At 45.8% G+C, this 17,456-nt stretch carries 17 protein-coding genes; 13 read left to right on the top strand and 4 right to left on the bottom strand.

Features of this window, described 5'->3' with window-relative positions; all coding sequences use genetic code 11:
- Positions 1-90 precede the first annotated feature (90 nt).
- Positions 91-1,821, top strand: a complete 1,731-nt coding sequence (locus K7B67_RS23610) for an iron ABC transporter permease (protein ID WP_252178290.1) — start codon at positions 91-93, stop codon at positions 1,819-1,821.
- Entirely contained in the window at positions 1,818-2,897 is a 1,080-nt protein-coding gene (locus K7B67_RS23605) for an ABC transporter ATP-binding protein (protein WP_252178289.1), read from the top strand. The genes K7B67_RS23610 and K7B67_RS23605 overlap by 4 nt, the downstream gene beginning before the upstream one ends.
- A 30-nt stretch (positions 2,898-2,927) precedes the next feature.
- Here K7B67_RS23605 and K7B67_RS23600 read toward each other — a convergent pair whose 3' ends face one another.
- Together K7B67_RS23600 and K7B67_RS23595 are read right to left on the bottom strand one after the other, a co-directional pair.
- Positions 2,928-3,629 (bottom strand): RloB family protein, encoded by a 702-nt coding sequence (locus K7B67_RS23600; protein WP_252178288.1) that lies wholly within the window; start codon positions 3,627-3,629, stop codon positions 2,928-2,930.
- Complete coding sequence (locus K7B67_RS23595; RefSeq protein ID WP_252178287.1) at positions 3,622-4,905, bottom strand: ATP-binding protein; 1,284 nt, start codon at positions 4,903-4,905, stop codon at positions 3,622-3,624. Before K7B67_RS23595 ends, K7B67_RS23600 begins: the two co-directional genes overlap by 8 nt.
- Positions 4,906-5,237: 332 nt before the next feature.
- On the opposite strand from K7B67_RS23595, the gene radA reads away from it, so the two are divergent.
- The 4 genes from radA to K7B67_RS23575 all read left to right on the top strand — a co-directional run bounded on the left by radA (position 5,238) and on the right by K7B67_RS23575 (position 9,276).
- A complete protein-coding gene (gene radA / locus K7B67_RS23590) occupies positions 5,238-6,611 on the top strand; it encodes a DNA repair protein RadA (RefSeq protein WP_252178286.1) in 1,374 nt (457 codons plus the stop codon).
- Positions 6,612-6,676: 65 nt separating this feature from the next.
- Positions 6,677-7,300, top strand: coding sequence for a thiamine phosphate synthase (gene thiE, locus K7B67_RS23585; protein WP_252178285.1), 624 nt, complete (start codon positions 6,677-6,679; stop codon positions 7,298-7,300).
- Positions 7,301-7,303: 3 nt separating this feature from the next.
- Complete coding sequence (gene hemL, locus K7B67_RS23580; protein ID WP_252178284.1) at positions 7,304-8,599, top strand: glutamate-1-semialdehyde 2,1-aminomutase; 1,296 nt, start codon at positions 7,304-7,306, stop codon at positions 8,597-8,599.
- A 29-nt stretch (positions 8,600-8,628) separates the two neighbouring features.
- The gene (locus K7B67_RS23575; protein WP_252178283.1) at positions 8,629-9,276 is read left to right on the top strand and encodes a hypothetical protein; all 648 of its coding nucleotides are present in this window, start codon (positions 8,629-8,631) and stop codon (positions 9,274-9,276) included.
- A gap of 64 nt (positions 9,277-9,340) precedes the next feature.
- Here the strand turns inward: K7B67_RS23575 and K7B67_RS23570 are convergent, their stop codons facing one another.
- Positions 9,341-9,652, bottom strand: a complete 312-nt coding sequence (locus tag K7B67_RS23570; RefSeq protein ID WP_062262787.1) for a DUF1820 family protein — start codon at positions 9,650-9,652, stop codon at positions 9,341-9,343.
- Positions 9,653-9,966: 314 nt separating this feature from the next.
- Here K7B67_RS23570 and K7B67_RS23565 point away from each other — a divergent pair, with 314 nt between their 5' ends.
- Both K7B67_RS23565 and miaB read left to right on the top strand, forming a co-directional pair.
- Positions 9,967-11,142: a hypothetical protein gene (locus K7B67_RS23565; RefSeq protein ID WP_252178282.1), complete on the top strand. Its 1,176-nt coding sequence runs from the start codon at positions 9,967-9,969 to the stop codon at positions 11,140-11,142.
- Positions 11,143-11,332: 190 nt separating this feature from the next.
- On the top strand, positions 11,333-12,688 hold the full coding sequence (gene miaB, locus K7B67_RS23560; RefSeq protein WP_252178281.1) for a tRNA (N6-isopentenyl adenosine(37)-C2)-methylthiotransferase MiaB: 1,356 nt from the start codon (positions 11,333-11,335) through the stop codon (positions 12,686-12,688).
- Between the two features lie 252 nt (positions 12,689-12,940).
- Here the strand turns inward: miaB and K7B67_RS23555 are convergent, their stop codons facing one another.
- Entirely contained in the window at positions 12,941-13,267 is a 327-nt protein-coding gene (locus tag K7B67_RS23555) for a toxin-antitoxin system HicB family antitoxin (RefSeq protein ID WP_252178280.1), read from the bottom strand.
- A gap of 323 nt (positions 13,268-13,590) precedes the next feature.
- On the opposite strand from K7B67_RS23555, the gene K7B67_RS23550 reads away from it, so the two are divergent.
- The 5 genes from K7B67_RS23550 to K7B67_RS23530 all read left to right on the top strand — a co-directional run bounded on the left by K7B67_RS23550 (position 13,591) and on the right by K7B67_RS23530 (position 17,345).
- Positions 13,591-14,127 (top strand): AAA family ATPase, encoded by a 537-nt coding sequence (locus K7B67_RS23550; RefSeq protein ID WP_252178279.1) that lies wholly within the window; start codon positions 13,591-13,593, stop codon positions 14,125-14,127.
- 147 nt (positions 14,128-14,274) lie between these two features.
- Entirely contained in the window at positions 14,275-14,736 is a 462-nt protein-coding gene (locus tag K7B67_RS23545; RefSeq protein WP_252178278.1) for a GNAT family N-acetyltransferase, read from the top strand.
- A gap of 262 nt (positions 14,737-14,998) precedes the next feature.
- Positions 14,999-16,114, top strand: coding sequence for an AAA family ATPase (locus K7B67_RS23540; protein WP_252178277.1), 1,116 nt, complete (start codon positions 14,999-15,001; stop codon positions 16,112-16,114).
- Positions 16,104-16,838: a hypothetical protein gene (locus K7B67_RS23535; RefSeq protein ID WP_252178276.1), complete on the top strand. Its 735-nt coding sequence runs from the start codon at positions 16,104-16,106 to the stop codon at positions 16,836-16,838. Before K7B67_RS23540 ends, K7B67_RS23535 begins: the two co-directional genes overlap by 11 nt.
- Positions 16,839-16,862: 24 nt before the next feature.
- Positions 16,863-17,345, top strand: coding sequence for a tetratricopeptide repeat protein (locus K7B67_RS23530; protein ID WP_252178275.1), 483 nt, complete (start codon positions 16,863-16,865; stop codon positions 17,343-17,345).
- Positions 17,346-17,456: the final 111 nt, after the last annotated feature.

Raw genomic sequence — 17,456 nt, 5'->3', positions numbered from 1 at the left:
AAGAGAGATGCAAATTTTACTGATATTCATTCCGTTTTCTGTAAAATTGGCCGCTTGGTAGAGCTCGGACAGATATTTAAACAGGCTTTCATGAAACAGGTGCTTACCGCCTTAGAAACACAGGAAAATGACTTATCACCACTCTCTTTGCAGCGTGCTTTGCAGCGTGGCACTGGCAAGTCCTATTCAAGACAAGGCCTTTCGATGTTCTGGAGAGCTGGCAGCTGGTTGCTGGCTCTTCTGCTTTTCACTCCGCTTCTGGCTCTGGTCTATGAGGCCTCGGCACCTACCGGTGAGATTTTTGCCCATCTGCGAAATACCGTGCTGGGCACTTATATTCTCAACACTGTACTGTTGATCCTGGGTGTCGGTGTTCTGGGTTTGATCCTGGCTCTTCCTGCGGCCTGGATCATGGCAAACTGTGAGATTCCCGGTAAACGTTATCTGCAATGGCTGCTGGTACTGCCTCTGGCCATGCCCTCTTACGTGGTCGCCTATATCTATACAGACCTGCTGGAATACGCAGGCCCCGTTCAAAGACTGCTGAGGGATTTAACAGGCTGGGAGAGTGCTGCGGATTATTTTTTCCCGGATATTCGCAGTCTGGGTGGCGCAGTCATCATTCTGGCGCTGGTGCTCTACCCTTATCTTTATCTGCTGGCCAGAACCTCATTCCTTGAACATTCCCAGAGTCAGATGCTTGCCAGCCGGCTGCTCGGATGTTCTCCTGTTACCAGTTTTCTGAGGGTCTCAATCCCCATGGCCAGACCGGCTATCGTCACCGGTCTGGCCCTCATGGGCATCGAAACACTGGCTGATTTTGCCACGGTTGATTACTTTGCGGTACCGACTCTAACGACAGCTGTCTATGATACCTGGCTAGGTTATGGCAGTTTGAATGCCGCTGCCAAACTTTCGGCCATCATGCTGGTTGTGGTGATGCTACTGATCTTGATAGAAAGTTACAGCCGCAGGAGACAGCAGCTTTACCAGAGAAGCACCGGGCAGGATCACAGGAAAGCCTCTGTTTTGAGGGGCTGGAAAAAGGCATTGGCCATATTCTGGTGCTGGGTGCCGGTTCTGCTGGGCTTCCTTCTGCCTGCCGCTATTTTGCTGGATTACGTGTTCCGATATTTCAGTGATTCATGGCATCAGGAATGGCTGACTTACAGCCTCAACAGTTTGCAGGTTTCACTAGCTGCGGCCATATCTGCAACCCTGGTCGCCTTATTTCTGGGACTGTCTCAGCGCCTTCAGAACAGTCGCTTTGCCAATATTCCTTCCCGGTTGGTTGCTACCGGATATGCCCTTCCCGGAAATGTTCTGGCCATTGCGGTATTAACCCCATTAACCCTGTCTGACCACGGTTTGAATGGTTTGATTATGGCTTTTGAATTACCGCCCGTTGGCCTGATTTTCAGTGGCTCGATATTTGCGATTGTCTTCGCCTGTACGGTTCGTTTTTCTGCCGTGGCCGTTGGCAGTGTCGAATCCAGCCTGGGAAGAGTCTCCCCGTCTCTGGATATGGCCAGCCGAACATTGGGATGCAAGCCTTCAGAAATGGTTAGGCGCGTTCATATTCCCATGATTCACAAAGGCTTGTTGACTGGATTTCTGCTGGTTTTTATCGAATCCATGAAAGAGCTGCCGGCCACTCTCCTTTTAAGACCTTTTGGCTTTGAGTCACTGGCTACCCGGGTTTTTCAGTTTGTTTCCGATGAAAGACTGGAACAGGCTGCTCTGGCAGCATTGATAATGGTACTGGCCGGTCTGGTACCACTGATACTTCTGAACCGTTCGCTGGAGGCAAAACAAAAATGACCGCCCTGACTATTGCTGGCCTGAGCTGCCGTTATGATCAGACAGAAGTACTTTCTAACCTGAACCTTGAGGTAGAACAGGGAGAGATTGTTTGCCTGCTGGGTCGAAGCGGCTGCGGTAAAACCACGCTTTTAAAAGCCATTTCAGGCCTTATTAAGCCTTCTGCAGGAACCATTTCCCTGCACGGACAGGTCGTCAGTTCAGTCCATGGAACACTGCCCCCGGAACAGCGTGGAATGGGTATGATCTTTCAGGACTACGCTCTGTTCCCTCATCTGACTGTGTTTCACAATGTTGCTTTTGGCTTGAAAAACCTTTCCCGCAGAGATACCCGTAAGCGCGTGGAAGCCATGCTGGAGCTGGTCAATCTTTCTGGTCTGGACAAGCGCTATCCCCACGAACTTTCCGGCGGCCAGCAGCAGCGTGTTGCTATTGCCAGAGCCCTGGCCAACAACCCTTCACTGTTGTTGCTGGATGAGCCTTTTTCCAATATTGACAGTCAGGTAAGACAGAGACTGGTGAGGGAAGTCAGGGACATTCTCAAGCAACAGAAAGTCACTGGACTGTTTGTCACCCATAACCGTGATGAAGGTTTTGCCTTTGCCGATTCCGTTGCCATTATGCATGACGGCGACATTCTGCAACGAGGCCACTCTTTTGACGTGTACCATCGCCCGACATCTCGCTTTGTGGCGGAGTTTATGGGGTCTGGTAACCTCCTGCCCTGTGAAGTGATAAACAGTCGTACAGTTTTAACACCGGTCGGTGTCGTTGAGTCATCCACTGACATTTCAGCAAACCCCGGTCAGACTGCCGAACTGTTTATTCGCCCGCAAATGTTTTCGATTGAGAGCTGTCAGTGCGAAAGCCCGGTGAATCCTGCCCGGATCAAAAGCCAGCAGTTTATGGGAGCCCGATTAAGGACTGAGGTTAAACTGAAAGAAAATATTCTGGTTGTGGAAAACTCAACCCCGTTCCCGGAAAGCACACCTGTGGATATCTCGGTAAGACCTCATGACCTGCTTCTGTTCGATCAGAAAGGGCATTCTCTTATAGGTGGAATTCCAGTGCCTTAACACCGTGGGGTTCCTTGACAACACCTATGCCTATGCGCCTTTCATATCTCGTAAATACAGAACCAATTCATGAATATTTGTGCAGGAATCTGCATCATTCGATCTATTCGCAGATTCAAATATTCTTTTTGAATGAGCGATAGCTAAACTCAAAGTACCTTCGTTGATTGATTTTTGATATAAACCTTTCTGAGTTTTTTTATAATCTGGTATAAACTGCCTCAGGTCGTCAATCACTTGATCCCCAACACTTTTTCCTTGAACCGGAGCGTAGGGTTTGGTTGTTGGGTTGTAGTGGAGTAAAAACCAATATTCAAAAGACGGATTTGATGTTATTGCTTTAAAGTTAACCTGATCGCTAAAACCTTTCTCCACAAGCTCTTGATTTATAGCTTCCACACGCTGTACTGCTTCATGAAAAGTGGAATGCCTGTCCCTATCAAAAACACAAAAAACTCTGTTGTAACTATCCCCCAAAGATAATTCTTTAATATATAAGGAATATGCATGACTGACTACGCTCATTGGGCTAGAATCGCAGGCACCGTCAATTTCAATATTCGCCGAATCGAGTTCATGAAACAGCCTGATTTCTTCAAAGTAAATGGGCTCTGTCTTCTGACCCTCACAAACAATCAAAACTTTATCATAAGGTTGCCTCTTGGCTTTTTTTCTCTCGCTGTCTGCTAATTTTCGCACCTTCCTTTTATGAAATAAATCTTCACTACCCATTACTAGACCCTAAAAAATAAAAGTTACTAACCAGTGGCAGAGCTCCATAGCGACCAGATAAGTACGCCTTTTCCAAGTTATCCACACCCTTTCTTGGACTGAAATCAGTTAGAGGATAGATAATTGTTGACTGTTCCTTATCTTTGCTGCAAAACCAGATTTGATCTCTTCTAAATACACGCTGATCTAAAATAGAGGTTTCATGTGTGGTAAATACAAGCTGTGCATTATTCGGATTAGTACTTTTATCGTTGAATAGCTTGATTAAAAACTTAACCATATTGGGATGTAAGCTACGATGTAACTCATCAATAAATAAAACCCTACCCTTTTTAAGGCCATCAACCAGGGGACCTGCAAAAGCAAATAGCTTTCTCGTGCCATCAGACTCTTCACTCAGGTCAAATAATACATCTTCACCTTTAGAATTTTTATGAATGGTTTTGACATCAAAAACATCCATACCCTTTAAATTTTTTAGAACCCTCTTTTTAAATTCGTCAGACAAATCATCAGAAAAGAGATTCTTATTGATTTTTTTTGATTCCAAGCAAATGTCACTAATATCAAGACCAGCGGACTTCAAAAAACTTAAAACTTCATTCTTTGGTTCATTTTCATTACACAAGTGTGCTGTGTAACCAGGCTCCCAACCATCAACACCGGTGACGTTTAATGTTTTATCAAACCAGTCAAAAACAGGCTTTAGCTGTTCACTATTCAACATGACGGCTGTAGACAGAAAAAGTGAATTGGATTTTGTAGCCTCTTTCCAAAGCTGCTTTTTGCCCTGAAAGTGTGATGAAAAGTCCCAAGAATACTGTTGCGTTACTTCATCATAAGCTCTGATAAACCAACGTTGATTTCTACCTTTTGGGGAAGCAAACAACCATTCTTCTTTAACTTGATCTTCAGTTAGAGAAAAACCATATTGATATTTAACACCACTAACAATAAAAACAATCTCAAACTCAGTGGGCTCATTAATAGTATCATTCGATAAGCGAAAAGGAACAACCGAGAGTTTGTCGCCTCTTTGAGATTCTTTTGCAGACTCTTTCACGATCGACTGCATTGTATCCAGCGCAGAGATAAAATTAGACTTTCCAGCCGCATTCGCACCATAAATAGCCGCAGACTTTAGCAGGCATAGTTTATTTGGCGCATCAAGCTCAAAAGCATTATCAGTCAACTCTTCACCGGCCATCTTTGTAAGGTTAAGAGATTGCCGTTGTTTGATTGATTTGTAATTCTCTACGAACAGTTCAACAATCATAACCTTCCCAATTTGATACCCAGTGGCCTCATCATAGACTAAAAATACTGTCAATTCATTATTTAATCGATATATTTGAAGATATTATGCAAAAAAAAGACTTAAATTCAGCTAAAGACTCAATCTTGAGTATTGAATAAAAAATCTCGACAACCACAAAATTTCTAAACCAGTGCGGCTGAGTGCAAATCCCCCTATACCTCTGATGGATTATCCGATTGCCCTTCCAAAGGTTAGGCTCCAGAGCCTCGCAGAAGGATGGAGAACCTCGCACTTTAAGTTGGAGCTAACACGACTACAGGCTACCATAGGGTTTTATCTGAAACGCTCTAATGGCCAAACCAAAATCCAGAAAAGCCTACGTCTGCACCGAGTGCGGTAGCGAGTCCTCCAAGTGGCAGGGACAATGCCCAGACTGTAAAGCCTGGAATACCTTCAAAGAAGTCAACCTGGGACCTGCGGCTTCCCCTTCCATCGGCGCTACCAATAAATCCGGCTTTGCGGGCACCCTCAGTGGCTTGCAAACCCTGAGTGAGGTGGATGTTGCTGAAGCGCCCAGGTTCAGCAGCGGTGCCTCAGAGTTTGACCGGGTGCTCGGTGGTGGTTTTGTCAAAGGCAGTGCCGTCCTGATTGGTGGTCATCCGGGTGCTGGTAAAAGTACCATTCTGCTTCAGGTTCTGTGTCATGTTGCCCAAAGTATGAATGCCCTTTATGTCTCCGGTGAAGAATCCCTGCAACAGATTGCCGCCCGGGCCAAACGTCTCAGTCTGCCTACCGATCGCCTGAAGATGCTGGCAGAAACCTCCGCCGAAAATATTGTCGCTGTAGCCGAACAGGAGCAGCCTGGCGTTATTGTCATCGACTCTATTCAGGTTATGTATATGAATGGCGTGGATGCCGCTCCCGGTGGCGTTGCCCAGGTCAGGGAGTCCGCTGCTTTTCTTACCCGCTTTGCCAAACAGACGGGCACGGTCTTATTGTTGGTGGGCCATGTCACCAAGGATAATTCCCTGGCTGGCCCCATGACTCTGTCCCATATTATTGATACCCAGATCATGCTGGGTAATACCGATGACTCACGCTTTCGGGTGATGCGGGCCACCAAGAACCGGTTTGGTCAGGTGAATGAGCTGGGCATCTTTGCCATGACAGAAAGGGGCATGAAAGAAGTCAAAAACCCTTCGGCCATTTTCCTGTCCCGGACACCCGAGCCAACCTCAGGCAGCATCATCAGTGTTTTATGGGAAGGTACCCGCCCCCTGCTGGTAGAAATTCAGGCTCTGGTGGTGGACTCGCAACTGGGCAACCCAAGACGCGTCACCGTGGGTCTGGATCAAAACAGGCTGGCCATGCTACTGGCGATACTGACCCGGCACGGGGGCATTTTTACCAGTGACCAGGATGTCTTTCTCAACGTGGTCGGGGGCGTCAAAGTCACCGAAACCAGTGCCGACCTGGCCAGTTTGCTGGCGGTGGTTTCCAGTCTGCGGGACAGTGCCCTGCCCCAGGATCTTTTTGCCTTTGGAGAAGTGGGCCTTGCCGGTGAGATCAGGCCCGTTGCCAATGGTCAGGAGCGTCTGACGGAAGCGGCCAAACACGGTTTCAAAAGAGCCATTGTACCGGCGGCCAACAAGCCCAGGAAACCCATTGAAGGTTTAACCATCGTCGGTGTACACAAACTGTCTGAAGCACTGGAGGCTATTTGAATTATCGGGGTCCGCATTCATCCTGTTATAATGCCCGCCGAAATTTTTTGAAATCAGGTTAGAACATGCTCAAGGGTCTCTACGGTATCACCGACAGCCAGCTTCTCCCTGACGACCGTATTCTGATGGCAGCGGTTGAACAGGCTTTGATAGGGGGCATGAAAGTACTTCAGTATCGGGACAAGAGTCTGGACCATGAAAAGAGGTTCCGTCAGGCCAGCATGCTAAGGGTACTCTGCCACAGGTACGGCGCTCTGTTTATTATCAATGATGACATCGAACTGGCGGCTGAATCAGAAGCCGATGGCGTGCACCTGGGACAACAGGACGAATCCATAGAATCCGCCCGAAACAGGCTGGGGGAATACGCCATCATCGGTGTCAGCTGCGAAGACTCTCTTGATCAGGCTCACTCTGCTGTTAAAGAGGGTGCCAACTACATCGCCTTTGGACGTTTTTTCCCGTCACGGACCAAACCCGACGCCAAGCCTGCTGAGCTGTCACTGCTGCCTGCTGCCAAAGAAGCCTTTAAAGTCCCCGTTGTGGCTATTGGCGGAATTACCGTGGATAATGCTCCGCAGCTAATTGAAGCGGGCACCGATATGGTGGCAGTGGTTCATAATCTGTTTGCCGCCACCGATATCCAGAGTCGTGCCCGCAGTTTTACCGAATTGTTTAATCAGGAATAGATCATGTCCCTTCCCCATGAACGCTCCAGCACTCTGTTTACTGAAGCCCAGGCTGTCATTCCCGGGGGGGTGAACTCACCGGTCAGAGCATTCAAGGGTGTCGGTGGCAAGCCAGTCTTCTTCAAAAGCGCTAAAGGAGCCTATGTACAGGATGTTGATGGCAACCGTCTGATTGATTACGTGGGTTCCTGGGGTCCGATGATTCTCGGACATAACCACCCCGATGTAGTCAGCGCCGTTCGCGACCAGGCTCTGGATGGGCTGAGCTTTGGTGCCCCCACCGCCCTGGAAACCGAGCTGGCTTTAAAAGTCCGCGAAATCTTTCCCTCCATGGAATTACTCAGAATGGTGAACTCGGGCACCGAAGCCACCATGAGTGCCATTCGTCTGGCCCGAGGCTTTACTGGCCGTGACAAGATTGTGAAATTTGAAGGCAACTACCATGGCCATTCTGACTCACTGCTGGTAAAAGCAGGTTCCGGCGCATTGACCCTGGGGGTTCCAAGCTCTCCGGGCGTCCCTGAAGCGCTGGCAGAAAGTACTATAACGTTGACGTACAACGACCTGGACTCAGTTAAACAGGCTTTTGCCGAAGTTGGCAGCGAAGTGGCCTGCATTATTGTTGAGCCGGTAGCTGGCAATATGAACTGCATTCCTCCGGTTGAAGGTTTCCTTGAAGGTCTCAGAGCAGTGTGTGATGAGCATGGCGCCCTGCTGATCTTTGATGAAGTCATGACCGGATTCCGTGTCGCCCTGGGCGGTGCACAGGCTCACTACGACGTAAGGCCGGACCTGACGACACTGGGTAAAATCATCGGTGGCGGTCTGCCGGTAGGCGCTTTTGGTGGTCGCAAAGAAGTCATGGAACACCTGGCTCCCCTGGGACCGGTTTATCAGGCGGGCACCCTGTCGGGTAATCCTTTGGCTATGGCTGCGGGTCTGGCGACTTTGAGAAACCTGAGCCGTCCCGGCTTCCACGAGGAACTCGGTGAAAAAGCAACCCGATTACTGACAGGCATGAAGGAGAAAGCCTCAGAACACGGCATTGCCCTGCAAACCGCTCAGGCCGGTGGTATGTTTGGTTTATTCTTCACTGACCAGCCCGATGTCCGCCGCTTTGATCAGGTCATGGCCTGCGATGGCGCACTTTATGGTCGATTCTTCCATGCCATGCTGGATGAGGGCATCTATCTGGCTCCTTCTGCTTTCGAAGCCGGATTTATCTCCGAAGCCCATGGTGATCTGGAGATTCAGAAAACCATTGAGGCAGCGGATCGTGCTTTCCAGAACTGTCGATGAGGTTATACGTTGATCCTGGAATGTCTACTATGAGCTCACTGGCTCTTTCCGATGCGGTGCTGGCAGCTGCCAGCAGCTTTGCTGTGTTCCTGCTTTGCCAGCAAAAAGCATTTGCCGGGATTCACAGAACGGCTACCAAGGGAGCCCTTCTGGGCTTCCTGCTGATTGCCCTGGCTTCGCTGGCGGGCACGCTGAAATTTGGCTTTTCAGAGGTCTGGAACGATGTCTATCTCTTTTTGAATAATGCGGCTACTTACCTTTCTCCCCCGTTAATTGGTACCGCCATCGCGCTGCTTTTATCTAACAGGGAGTGGAGTAAACCGGCCTGGGGAAGAATGATCATCGGACTCTGTCTGGCCTATGAAATAACCCGCTGGTACGGGGTTGAAGCGCTCTACAGGGATGCCCTGCTGGCGGTCAGTCTGCTGATCGCCCTGCTTAGCGTACTCAGAGCCCAGATAGAACCCGGGCCTAAAGGTCTACTGCTGATTGCCTTCATCAGCTTTTTTATTGGCGGTCTGGTCATTGGCAATCAAGGCACTCTGGCTGGCTACCTCAGGCTTAACCTGTTCCATTATCTGATGGCCCTGGGCAGTCTCCTGCTGGGAACCGGTTTGTTTATGCTGCTAAAGGACCAGAACCGGGCTTTCGAGCAGGCAGACGTAAATCAAAAATAAACGACCACCGACACCTGCTGGACCGGATGCCAGCAGGCACCACCCAGAGCTCAGCCCCAAAACCTCATGCTGGCGGCATAGGGAAGGGTTTAACATTACTGCCCTTCGCTTCAGACACCTTGGCGGCGCCCTCTTTTTCAACTTCGTCGATACGGATAATAGACGACAAAGGAATGTAGCTGCGCTTAACGCCCTCGAAAGTGCTTTTAAGTTTCTCTTCACTGGGATCCACCAGCAACTGGCTGCGCTCACCAAAAGCGAATTCTTCTACTTCAATAAATCCCCAGAGTTCACTCTGGAAAATCTGTCGTGCATAAACTTCAAAGACTTCAGACTCATTCTGAAAAATAACGCGAAAAACCTGGGATTTCGACATTGACTCCAAACACCTGTGACGCCGGAAACCTTAATGAAAAACATTCATGTGCAAAGGCGATGAAAACGGCTTCCAACCCCTTTGGTCGTTTCAGGCATGTGATAAAAAAGGCGGCTAGCATACCACAGACTGAGCCACCATGAGCTAATGAAAAGCCAGTCTATACCAAGGGAATACCGCAGGTGTGATTAAATTATCCTGATATTGGGCAGAGGAATTTGACAGATTGGACAACCTTATCTAATAACTTTATGTCCTCCGTTTTCCTTTCAATATCTTGCACGTTTGTACCTTAAATCCTCCCCAGGCCCGTTATGAATACACGTCCCCCGCTGTTTATTGCTTTATTTTTGTGCTTTTCCATCCTTCCTGCTTTTGCCGACAACAACTGTTCCGACATGGATGCGCTTTCTTTGAAGGAGAAAGAGCAAAGGCTTACTGATGCTAAAGAGAACTTCATCAAAACCCTTGAGCCGTCGGAACATTTGGATCAGATTCGTAAACTGACCACCGACCCCTCGTATTTAGATGAAGTGGGGGATCTTTCCCTGCGTAACCTCCCTGAGATCATTCAGAAACAGTATCCACAAGTCCCCAAAGCCTATCTGGATGATTTCACTAAGCAGATGGAAGAGTTGGATAGAGTGGCAGACTGTTTCCATCACGGTAAGCGAAACAAAGATTCCCTGATGAAACTGCGCTATCGCAAGGTCAAAACAACCGATAGTCCTTACATTGGCTTCCTGTTACCAAAAGAGCGGAATCAGCCCCGCACAATGAAAGTAGCCAGTTCCACATCCTGTCAGGAAAAACACTGCGACTTCACTGTGAAGCATATTAATGACCTGGACAAAGATGTCATCCTGTTGGTTCATCGCCCCGGTCGGCACAGCATCCCGGTGCTTTCTGCAAAACCCATTGTCGATCCCAGTACCACTAGCACCGAACGCCTGCCTGAGCGCGCCTATCTGCTCGAGCTGAGCCTGCATAAGGTCCATTGGCATTTCACCAAGCCTGAAATTTACGTACACCTGACTTATTACAATGGCGACCAGGTCATTCGTGAAGATACGGTTGAAATCCCCTGGGCCAGAAAAAAAGGCGTCAATGAAGGCAAAACAGAGCTGATTATCTGGCTGGATGCCGACTCCGTACAACTGACTGTGATGGAAAATAGCTGGGACATCCCCTTCCGACTGATCGGCAAAATCCTCAGTAAGGCTATAGAAGTTGGAATGCAGCTGGCCAGCGTCATTTACCCTGAGATAGGCCATATCCAGACTGCTCTTGGCATGCTCAGCCATCGTTTCTCATCGGAAGAGGCAGAGTTCTATGATGCCCTGGACAAAATGGATGCAGCCGACCTTCTGGACACCGTTCGTCTGCAAAGAACCGACATGCACAGCTATATTCCCATGAAAACCGGGTTTGTAAAAATGACACTCAAACCTGTCTACGCCCCCAAAACAAGCCTGAGTGATGAGCTGTAACCGGTTAATTTTCACGTAATCCCTGCATGGAGGTCAGAAATATTGCTCACTACCTTCCGGTGATTACTGCCGCTATAATGACGACCTTTTCAACGGCCAGATCAGTTTTCACTGGTTTTGCTATTCTCGGTCAGGCTCCTAGACATAACCGCTTCGGGGCTTCGGACCCGTTACAGTGCAGAACGAAAGCATGAGCGCAACAAAAAAGCTTTATATCAAGACCCACGGTTGTCAGATGAACGAGTACGACTCAGCTCGAATGGCTGACCTGCTCGGAGAAACCCACACCCTGGAGTTAACAGACAATCCGGAAGAAGCCGATGTTGTGCTGGTAAACACCTGCTCTGTAAGGGAAAAAGCCCAGGAAAAACTCTTCCATCAACTGGGCCGCTGGAAAAAACTGAAAGAAGCCAATCCCGACCTGGTAATTGGTGTAGGAGGCTGCGTCGCCAGCCAGGAAGGGGAAGCCATCCGCAAACGTGCGCCCCAGGTCGACGTAGTATTCGGGCCGCAAACCCTGCACCGCCTGCCCGAAATGATTGATGCCACCCAAAACAACCATATCCCTGTGGTGGATGTCACCTTCCCGGAAATTGAAAAGTTTGATCGCCTGCCAGAACCTTCTGTGGAAGGGCCAACGGCTTTCGTGTCCATTATGGAAGGCTGTAGCAAGTACTGTACTTTCTGTATCGTCCCTTACACCCGTGGCGAAGAAGTCAGCCGCCCCATGGACGATGTGATTGCCGAGTGCGTCGGCCTGGCCGAGAAAGGCGTTCGGGAGATCAATCTGCTGGGGCAGAATGTCAATGCTTACCGTGGCGAAAAAGACGATGGTACTACTTGTGACCTGGCTGAGCTGATTACCATTGTTGCTGCCATTGATGGCATTGATCGCATTCGTTTCACCACCTCGCATCCGAAAGAGTTCTCCCAGAGCCTGATCGATGTTTACGCCGAAGTGCCGGAGCTGGTCAGCCATCTGCATCTACCTGTTCAGGCCGGGTCGGACCGAATTCTTTCCCTGATGAAGCGTAACCACGAAGTTGAGATGTACCGGGACAAGATCCGCCAGTTGCGTGAACACCGCCCTGACCTGAGTCTCTCTTCTGACTTTATCGTGGGCTTTCCCGGTGAAACCGATGAAGATTTTGCAGACACCATGAACCTGATCAACGAGATCGGTTTTGATGCGTCGTTCAGCTTTATCTACAGCAAACGTCCGGGCACACCGGCATCGGATATGCCCGACGATGTTCCAGAGTCCACCAAAAAGCAGCGACTGCAAATCCTGCAGGAGCGAATCAATCAACAGACTATGCAAATCAGCCGTCGTCTGGTGGGCAGCACTCAGAAAATTCTGGTAACGGGCTACTCCAAAAAAGACCCGGGCGAACTCAGTGGCCGCACAGAGTGCAACCGTGTGGTGAACTTCAAGTGTGCAGAGCCTCGTCTGATTGGTCGATTTGCTGACGTTGAGATTGTTGAGGCGTTCCCTCACAGTTTGCGTGGCAGTCTGGTTGATTCTGAATTAGGTGTTGTTGCCTGATCTTTCAGTCAGAGTGGCTGGCCTCAAGCTCACTGGGGCCTGCTGTCTGTCTTCTTTTTTCCTCTCACAAATTCGCTGTCAAAGTCATGCAGGCTAGATACATTTGCCTCTGAATTTTGTAGACTCTTGCGTTAAAAGATAACTACCAAGAGCTACCGAGAACCACGCTCTCTGACCTACGGCCAGATGACCTCTGGCGGTAGCCTGTCTGGCATTTCCTTGAAATCCGGAAGTTGTTGCCGGGACAGTCCATTAGTGCAATCTGCTGGCTATATAGCGGTTCAGGCTCACTCCTGATTCTGCTGCCTGGATAACCAGTAAACGATGCGTTTCTGGTGTGATTCTTAAGAGAACTTTTCCGCTGTAGTCCCTGGTTGAAAATGGCTGAGGTATTTCTTCATTTGCGTTTTTCATTTCCTTTACAGTATCTAAAACTAAGTTCTGGATTCCTGATAAAGCGGCTACTTGTGTCTCTTCCAGCCAGCTTAAGCCGGGAAATTCGGCACATAAACCAACATATTCCTGATCTTCCTCAGACCATGTTACCCGGTATGTATATCTGTCAATTTGCTTATCCATTTTTATCAACCTCTATGCGCTCAATCGCCTGTAACACCTGCCGTACCTGATAAGGTTTAGCTTTGCCCTTGCTATTTTGAATATTGACTCTTGGATCACCAACCCAAGGTGTCTTATACACCCTATGGCTTGATCCTGACTGCCTTGGTGTACCAAAGTATGAGTCACAGACTCTACACAAGTCTTTGAACCTCACGCCTTTGGGGTTACTTCTCATCTGATTGAGAATTTCAGTGATATTAGCCATGGACAGATAGTAGCACTATTAATACTATCTGCAAGCGAATAGAAGCAACATAGATAGCCTATCAAGAGAGGTTGGTTTGAATTATCGAGTAGTTTTTACTGGTGGGCCCGGTTCAGGAAAAACCACCGTCATTAATTTGTTAAGTTGCTTAGGGTATCAAACTGCCCCAGAGGTTGGACGAAAAATTATACAGTCTCAGGTTAACTCTCAAGGTGCAGCGTTACCTTGGATGGATAAGACTGCCTTTAGAGATGAAATGGTTTTTGAAGAAATAAGCAATTACAAAAATTATGGTAACTCTGTTCTCACATTCTTTGACCGAAGCATCATTGACTCATATGGATACAGTAAACTTGAGAAAATTCAGATATCCGATATCTTGCTAAAGAAATGCCAAGAGTTGGCTTATAATCGAAACGTATTTGTTTTTCCTCCATGGGAATCGATTTACGAAAATGATACGGATCGCAAGCAAAGCTTCAATGAGGCTGTTGCAACGTATGATGAAATGGTGAAAGCTTATAAGCAGTTCGGTTATCGGCTAATTGAAGTTCCAAAAACATCCGTTGCTGAACGAGTTGAGTTTATCTTGCATAAAATTGGCAGCGGCTAACAAGAGCCTGATCCTGACTCTACTGAGAAAGCAGGTTGACCGGCCAAGCTGGCGTTAATTGTTTCCAATTAATTCAGGATTTCTAAACGCCATCCGCCGGTACGCACATCAGATCTACAGTATGTTATGTGAAACTGAGTCGTATAAATGGGTGTTAACTATATTCAAAAAAGTTCATCAAAAATTATGCAAATTATTCTGAACGAAAAACCAAGTAAAGAAGAAATCTCAGAAATAAGAGAAGGGATAAGGAGTTTTAACCGCCCATTTCTGGAAGGAGTCAGAGATGATGATATCGTCTGTTACCTGAACAATAAGACCGGAGAAAAAATAGCTGGTGTTGTAGGTCGTATCAGAGGTAATTGGCTCTCAGTTGAATATTTATGGGTCGATGAAACTGAAAAAGGAAAAGGCTTGGGTTCTGAATTACTTTTAAAGCTTGAATCCCACGCCAGGCAACAAGGTTGTCATTCATCCATGCTTCAGACTGCAAGCTTTCAGGCAGAACCATTCTATAAAAAGCATGGATATAAAACACAAATGATACTTGATGATTTCTTTGAAAATGCAGAAGTCTATTACATGACAAAAAGGTTAGAAGTTTCATAAAAACTCACAAGTAAATTCGAAAGTTTCTGGAGAACACCCAGTCTCCATCGGCTCGCACTTTTTCGGTCAGACTGCCTCCGCACAACCCTCACGGGATTGCCCATGCCTGGCGTACCAAAACTGCGCCTGCGGTGCAGCCGCTGAAATTGGCATTATGTTTCACATCGCCCTGCTTCACTGCCGTAATTTTTTTACGGCAAACCTTCTAGATGGTGTTAGAATACAAGAATACGATTGACTATATGAATACATGGTGCATGTCATGCTTAAGAAAATATCAGTAAGGGGGTTTAGGAACTTCAAGGATTGGTATGAGTTCGATCTTGAAACTAAAAAAAATTATGAATTTAATACTGAAACTATTAAAGACGGTATAGTTAAAAGCTCCATAATTTATGGACAAAATGGCAGTGGCAAATCAAATCTGGGGCTGGCTATTTTAGATCTAACTTGTCATATTAATGATATTCCTGTTATGCCATCGTTAAATATGAATTATTTTAATGGTGACAATGAAAAATCAAGTATTGCTGAGTTTGTTTATATATTTAAGTTTGGAAAACACCTAGTTGAATACGCTTACGGTAAAGATTCTCCCAACGTTACAACTTATGAAAGTTTGAAAATAAATAACAAAGTGGTTATTTGTTTTAATCGAGACAAGCAGAGCCTTTTAGAAACAAACCTATCAGGAACAGAAACTCTTAACAAGGATTTATCTGAAACAAATATATCAGCCATTAAGTATATAAAATCCAATGCAATTCTTGATAAAAGCGATATTGAATCCCAAATTTTTAAGAAGTTTATAGAATTTGTTTCTGGCATGGTTTTCTTCAGAACTCTATTACAAAATGCTGATTATTATGGTCAAATATTAGACAGCAAAAGGTTGTCTAAAGCTATTATTGATTCAGAGAGATTAGATGATTTTGAAGATTTTCTTAACTCTGCTGGAGTTGATTGCAAGTTAAAAGCTGTTGGAGAAAGCAGTGAAGAACGAATTGTTTTCGAATTTAAAAATCACTCAGTCGATTTTAGACTAGCAGCCTCTACAGGTACAATGTCGCTAGGTATCTTTTATTATTGGTGGCTTAAATTAGATAGTAATCAATTAACTTTTGCTTACATTGATGAATTTGACGCATATTATCATTTTTCATTATCAAAAATGGTTGTCAAAAAGCTAATACAAGCAGATTGTCAAACAATACTTACAACTCATAATTTAAGCATCATGTCTAATGATTTACTGAGACCTGATAGTTATTTTATTCTGTTAGATAAGCAATATCCATTTTATGAGCTTGTTGATAAAGACTTAAGAAAAGCACACAACCTGGAGAAAATATACAAGGGTTTAAAGTATGTCTCCTAAGAGTAATATCTTATGTATTTTCGAAGGTGAGAAGCGTGAATCTCAATACTTTAAAACTTTGAAAAGCATATATCTCGATGAGAAAAATATTTTAGTCTGTAGTTTTGGTAATGATATTTTTGAACTGTATAAAGAATTAAAAGATGATGAAGATTTAGATATAGTAGAAATACTTAGGGAGTCAAAGGATGTCTCCAGAAATAAGGATATTTTAAATAACTATACAAGAGATGATTTCAATCAAGTTTTTCTATTTTTTGACTTTGAGTGTCAAGATACAGGTTTTACTGTAGATTCATTCTTGTCAATATTAGACATCTTTAATGAAGAAACAGAAAATGGCAAAGTTTTTATTAGCTATCCGATGATTGAAGCTATTAGAGATATACCGTCATATACTGAGTTTCTCGAACATAAAGTTTCAGTAGCAAATTGCAGGGGTAAAATTTACAAAGGCCTTTCGGTTCAAGGGCTGAAACTTTTTAATGACCCAAGATACAATGACAAATCAAACTGGGATAGGCTGGTAAAAATCACTATCGAAAAAGCAAACTTCATTCTGCTTGGAGAGCCCAATTGTTTTAAGATGCCTGAGCAAAAAGAAATAGCTATTGGGCAATGTAAAAGCATGAATACCGAGGGGGAAATCTTTGTACTTAGTCCCTATCCTCTTTTTATATTTCATCAAAAAGAATCAACATTTGATTTTAACAATGAAACATAACACATATGAGCCTAAAGGAACATTATGCAATCAATCATTAATGATGCAATTAAATTGCGACAACAAGAAAACTTCGCAGCATCAATTAGAAAATTAGAAAGCCTCATCACAGACAAAAAGTATTCTGGTCAAGCGTTCTTACAGATAGCATGGAATTATGACGCTCAAGGTATGGAACGGGATGCCATTCCATATTATAAAAATGCACTAAATGGTGCTTTATCAAAAGATGATAGATTCGATTGTTTATTAGGGTTAGCCAGCAGTTTACGATGCATAGGCAACTATGAAGAAGCTGATTTATTCTTCAAAGTGTTAGTTTCTGAATTCACTGACAGGGATGAACTGATCCCTTTCTATGCAATGAATTTGTATAATCTTGGCAAACACAAAGAGTCTGTCAGATTGCTACTTCAAATTTTGTTAAAAACAACAGATTCACCAAACATTACAGCATACAAGGATGCGATTGACATCTACGCACATGACTTGGATCAAACTTGGTAGTATGTGCGAGCGGCTCATAACAAGTAAACCAGTAGGACTTCTCGGAGGCTTGCTGCTATTGCGGCTGTTTGTATCGAGCCTTGCGGCGAGTTTCTTGTTCTGTACATACCC

Origin of the sequence: Endozoicomonas sp. 4G (assembly GCF_023822025.1) — a bacterium.
Classification (GTDB): Bacteria; Pseudomonadota; Gammaproteobacteria; order Pseudomonadales; family Endozoicomonadaceae; genus Endozoicomonas_A.
Note: the sequence above shows the minus strand (reverse complement) of the source record. Positions and strands in the feature narration are given on the sequence as shown.

Excerpts from the sequence above, each read along its gene's own strand:
- K7B67_RS23610 (WP_252178290.1), top strand. The coding sequence starts at position 91 with ATGAAACAGGTGCTTACCGCCTTAGAAACACAGGAAAATGACTTATCA.
- K7B67_RS23605 (WP_252178289.1), top strand. The coding sequence starts at position 1,818 with ATGACCGCCCTGACTATTGCTGGCCTGAGCTGCCGTTATGATCAGACA.
- K7B67_RS23600 (WP_252178288.1), bottom strand. The coding sequence starts at position 3,629 with ATGGGTAGTGAAGATTTATTTCATAAAAGGAAGGTGCGAAAATTAGCA.
- K7B67_RS23595 (WP_252178287.1), bottom strand. The coding sequence starts at position 4,905 with ATGATTGTTGAACTGTTCGTAGAGAATTACAAATCAATCAAACAACGG.
- radA (WP_252178286.1), top strand. The coding sequence starts at position 5,238 with ATGGCCAAACCAAAATCCAGAAAAGCCTACGTCTGCACCGAGTGCGGT.
- thiE (WP_252178285.1), top strand. The coding sequence starts at position 6,677 with ATGCTCAAGGGTCTCTACGGTATCACCGACAGCCAGCTTCTCCCTGAC.
- hemL (WP_252178284.1), top strand. The coding sequence starts at position 7,304 with ATGTCCCTTCCCCATGAACGCTCCAGCACTCTGTTTACTGAAGCCCAG.
- K7B67_RS23575 (WP_252178283.1), top strand. The coding sequence starts at position 8,629 with ATGAGCTCACTGGCTCTTTCCGATGCGGTGCTGGCAGCTGCCAGCAGC.
- K7B67_RS23570 (WP_062262787.1), bottom strand. The coding sequence starts at position 9,652 with ATGTCGAAATCCCAGGTTTTTCGCGTTATTTTTCAGAATGAGTCTGAA.
- K7B67_RS23565 (WP_252178282.1), top strand. The coding sequence starts at position 9,967 with ATGAATACACGTCCCCCGCTGTTTATTGCTTTATTTTTGTGCTTTTCC.
- miaB (WP_252178281.1), top strand. The coding sequence starts at position 11,333 with ATGAGCGCAACAAAAAAGCTTTATATCAAGACCCACGGTTGTCAGATG.
- K7B67_RS23555 (WP_252178280.1), bottom strand. The coding sequence starts at position 13,267 with ATGGATAAGCAAATTGACAGATATACATACCGGGTAACATGGTCTGAG.
- K7B67_RS23545 (WP_252178278.1), top strand. The coding sequence starts at position 14,275 with ATGGGTGTTAACTATATTCAAAAAAGTTCATCAAAAATTATGCAAATT.
- K7B67_RS23540 (WP_252178277.1), top strand. The coding sequence starts at position 14,999 with ATGCTTAAGAAAATATCAGTAAGGGGGTTTAGGAACTTCAAGGATTGG.
- K7B67_RS23535 (WP_252178276.1), top strand. The coding sequence starts at position 16,104 with ATGTCTCCTAAGAGTAATATCTTATGTATTTTCGAAGGTGAGAAGCGT.
- K7B67_RS23530 (WP_252178275.1), top strand. The coding sequence starts at position 16,863 with ATGCAATCAATCATTAATGATGCAATTAAATTGCGACAACAAGAAAAC.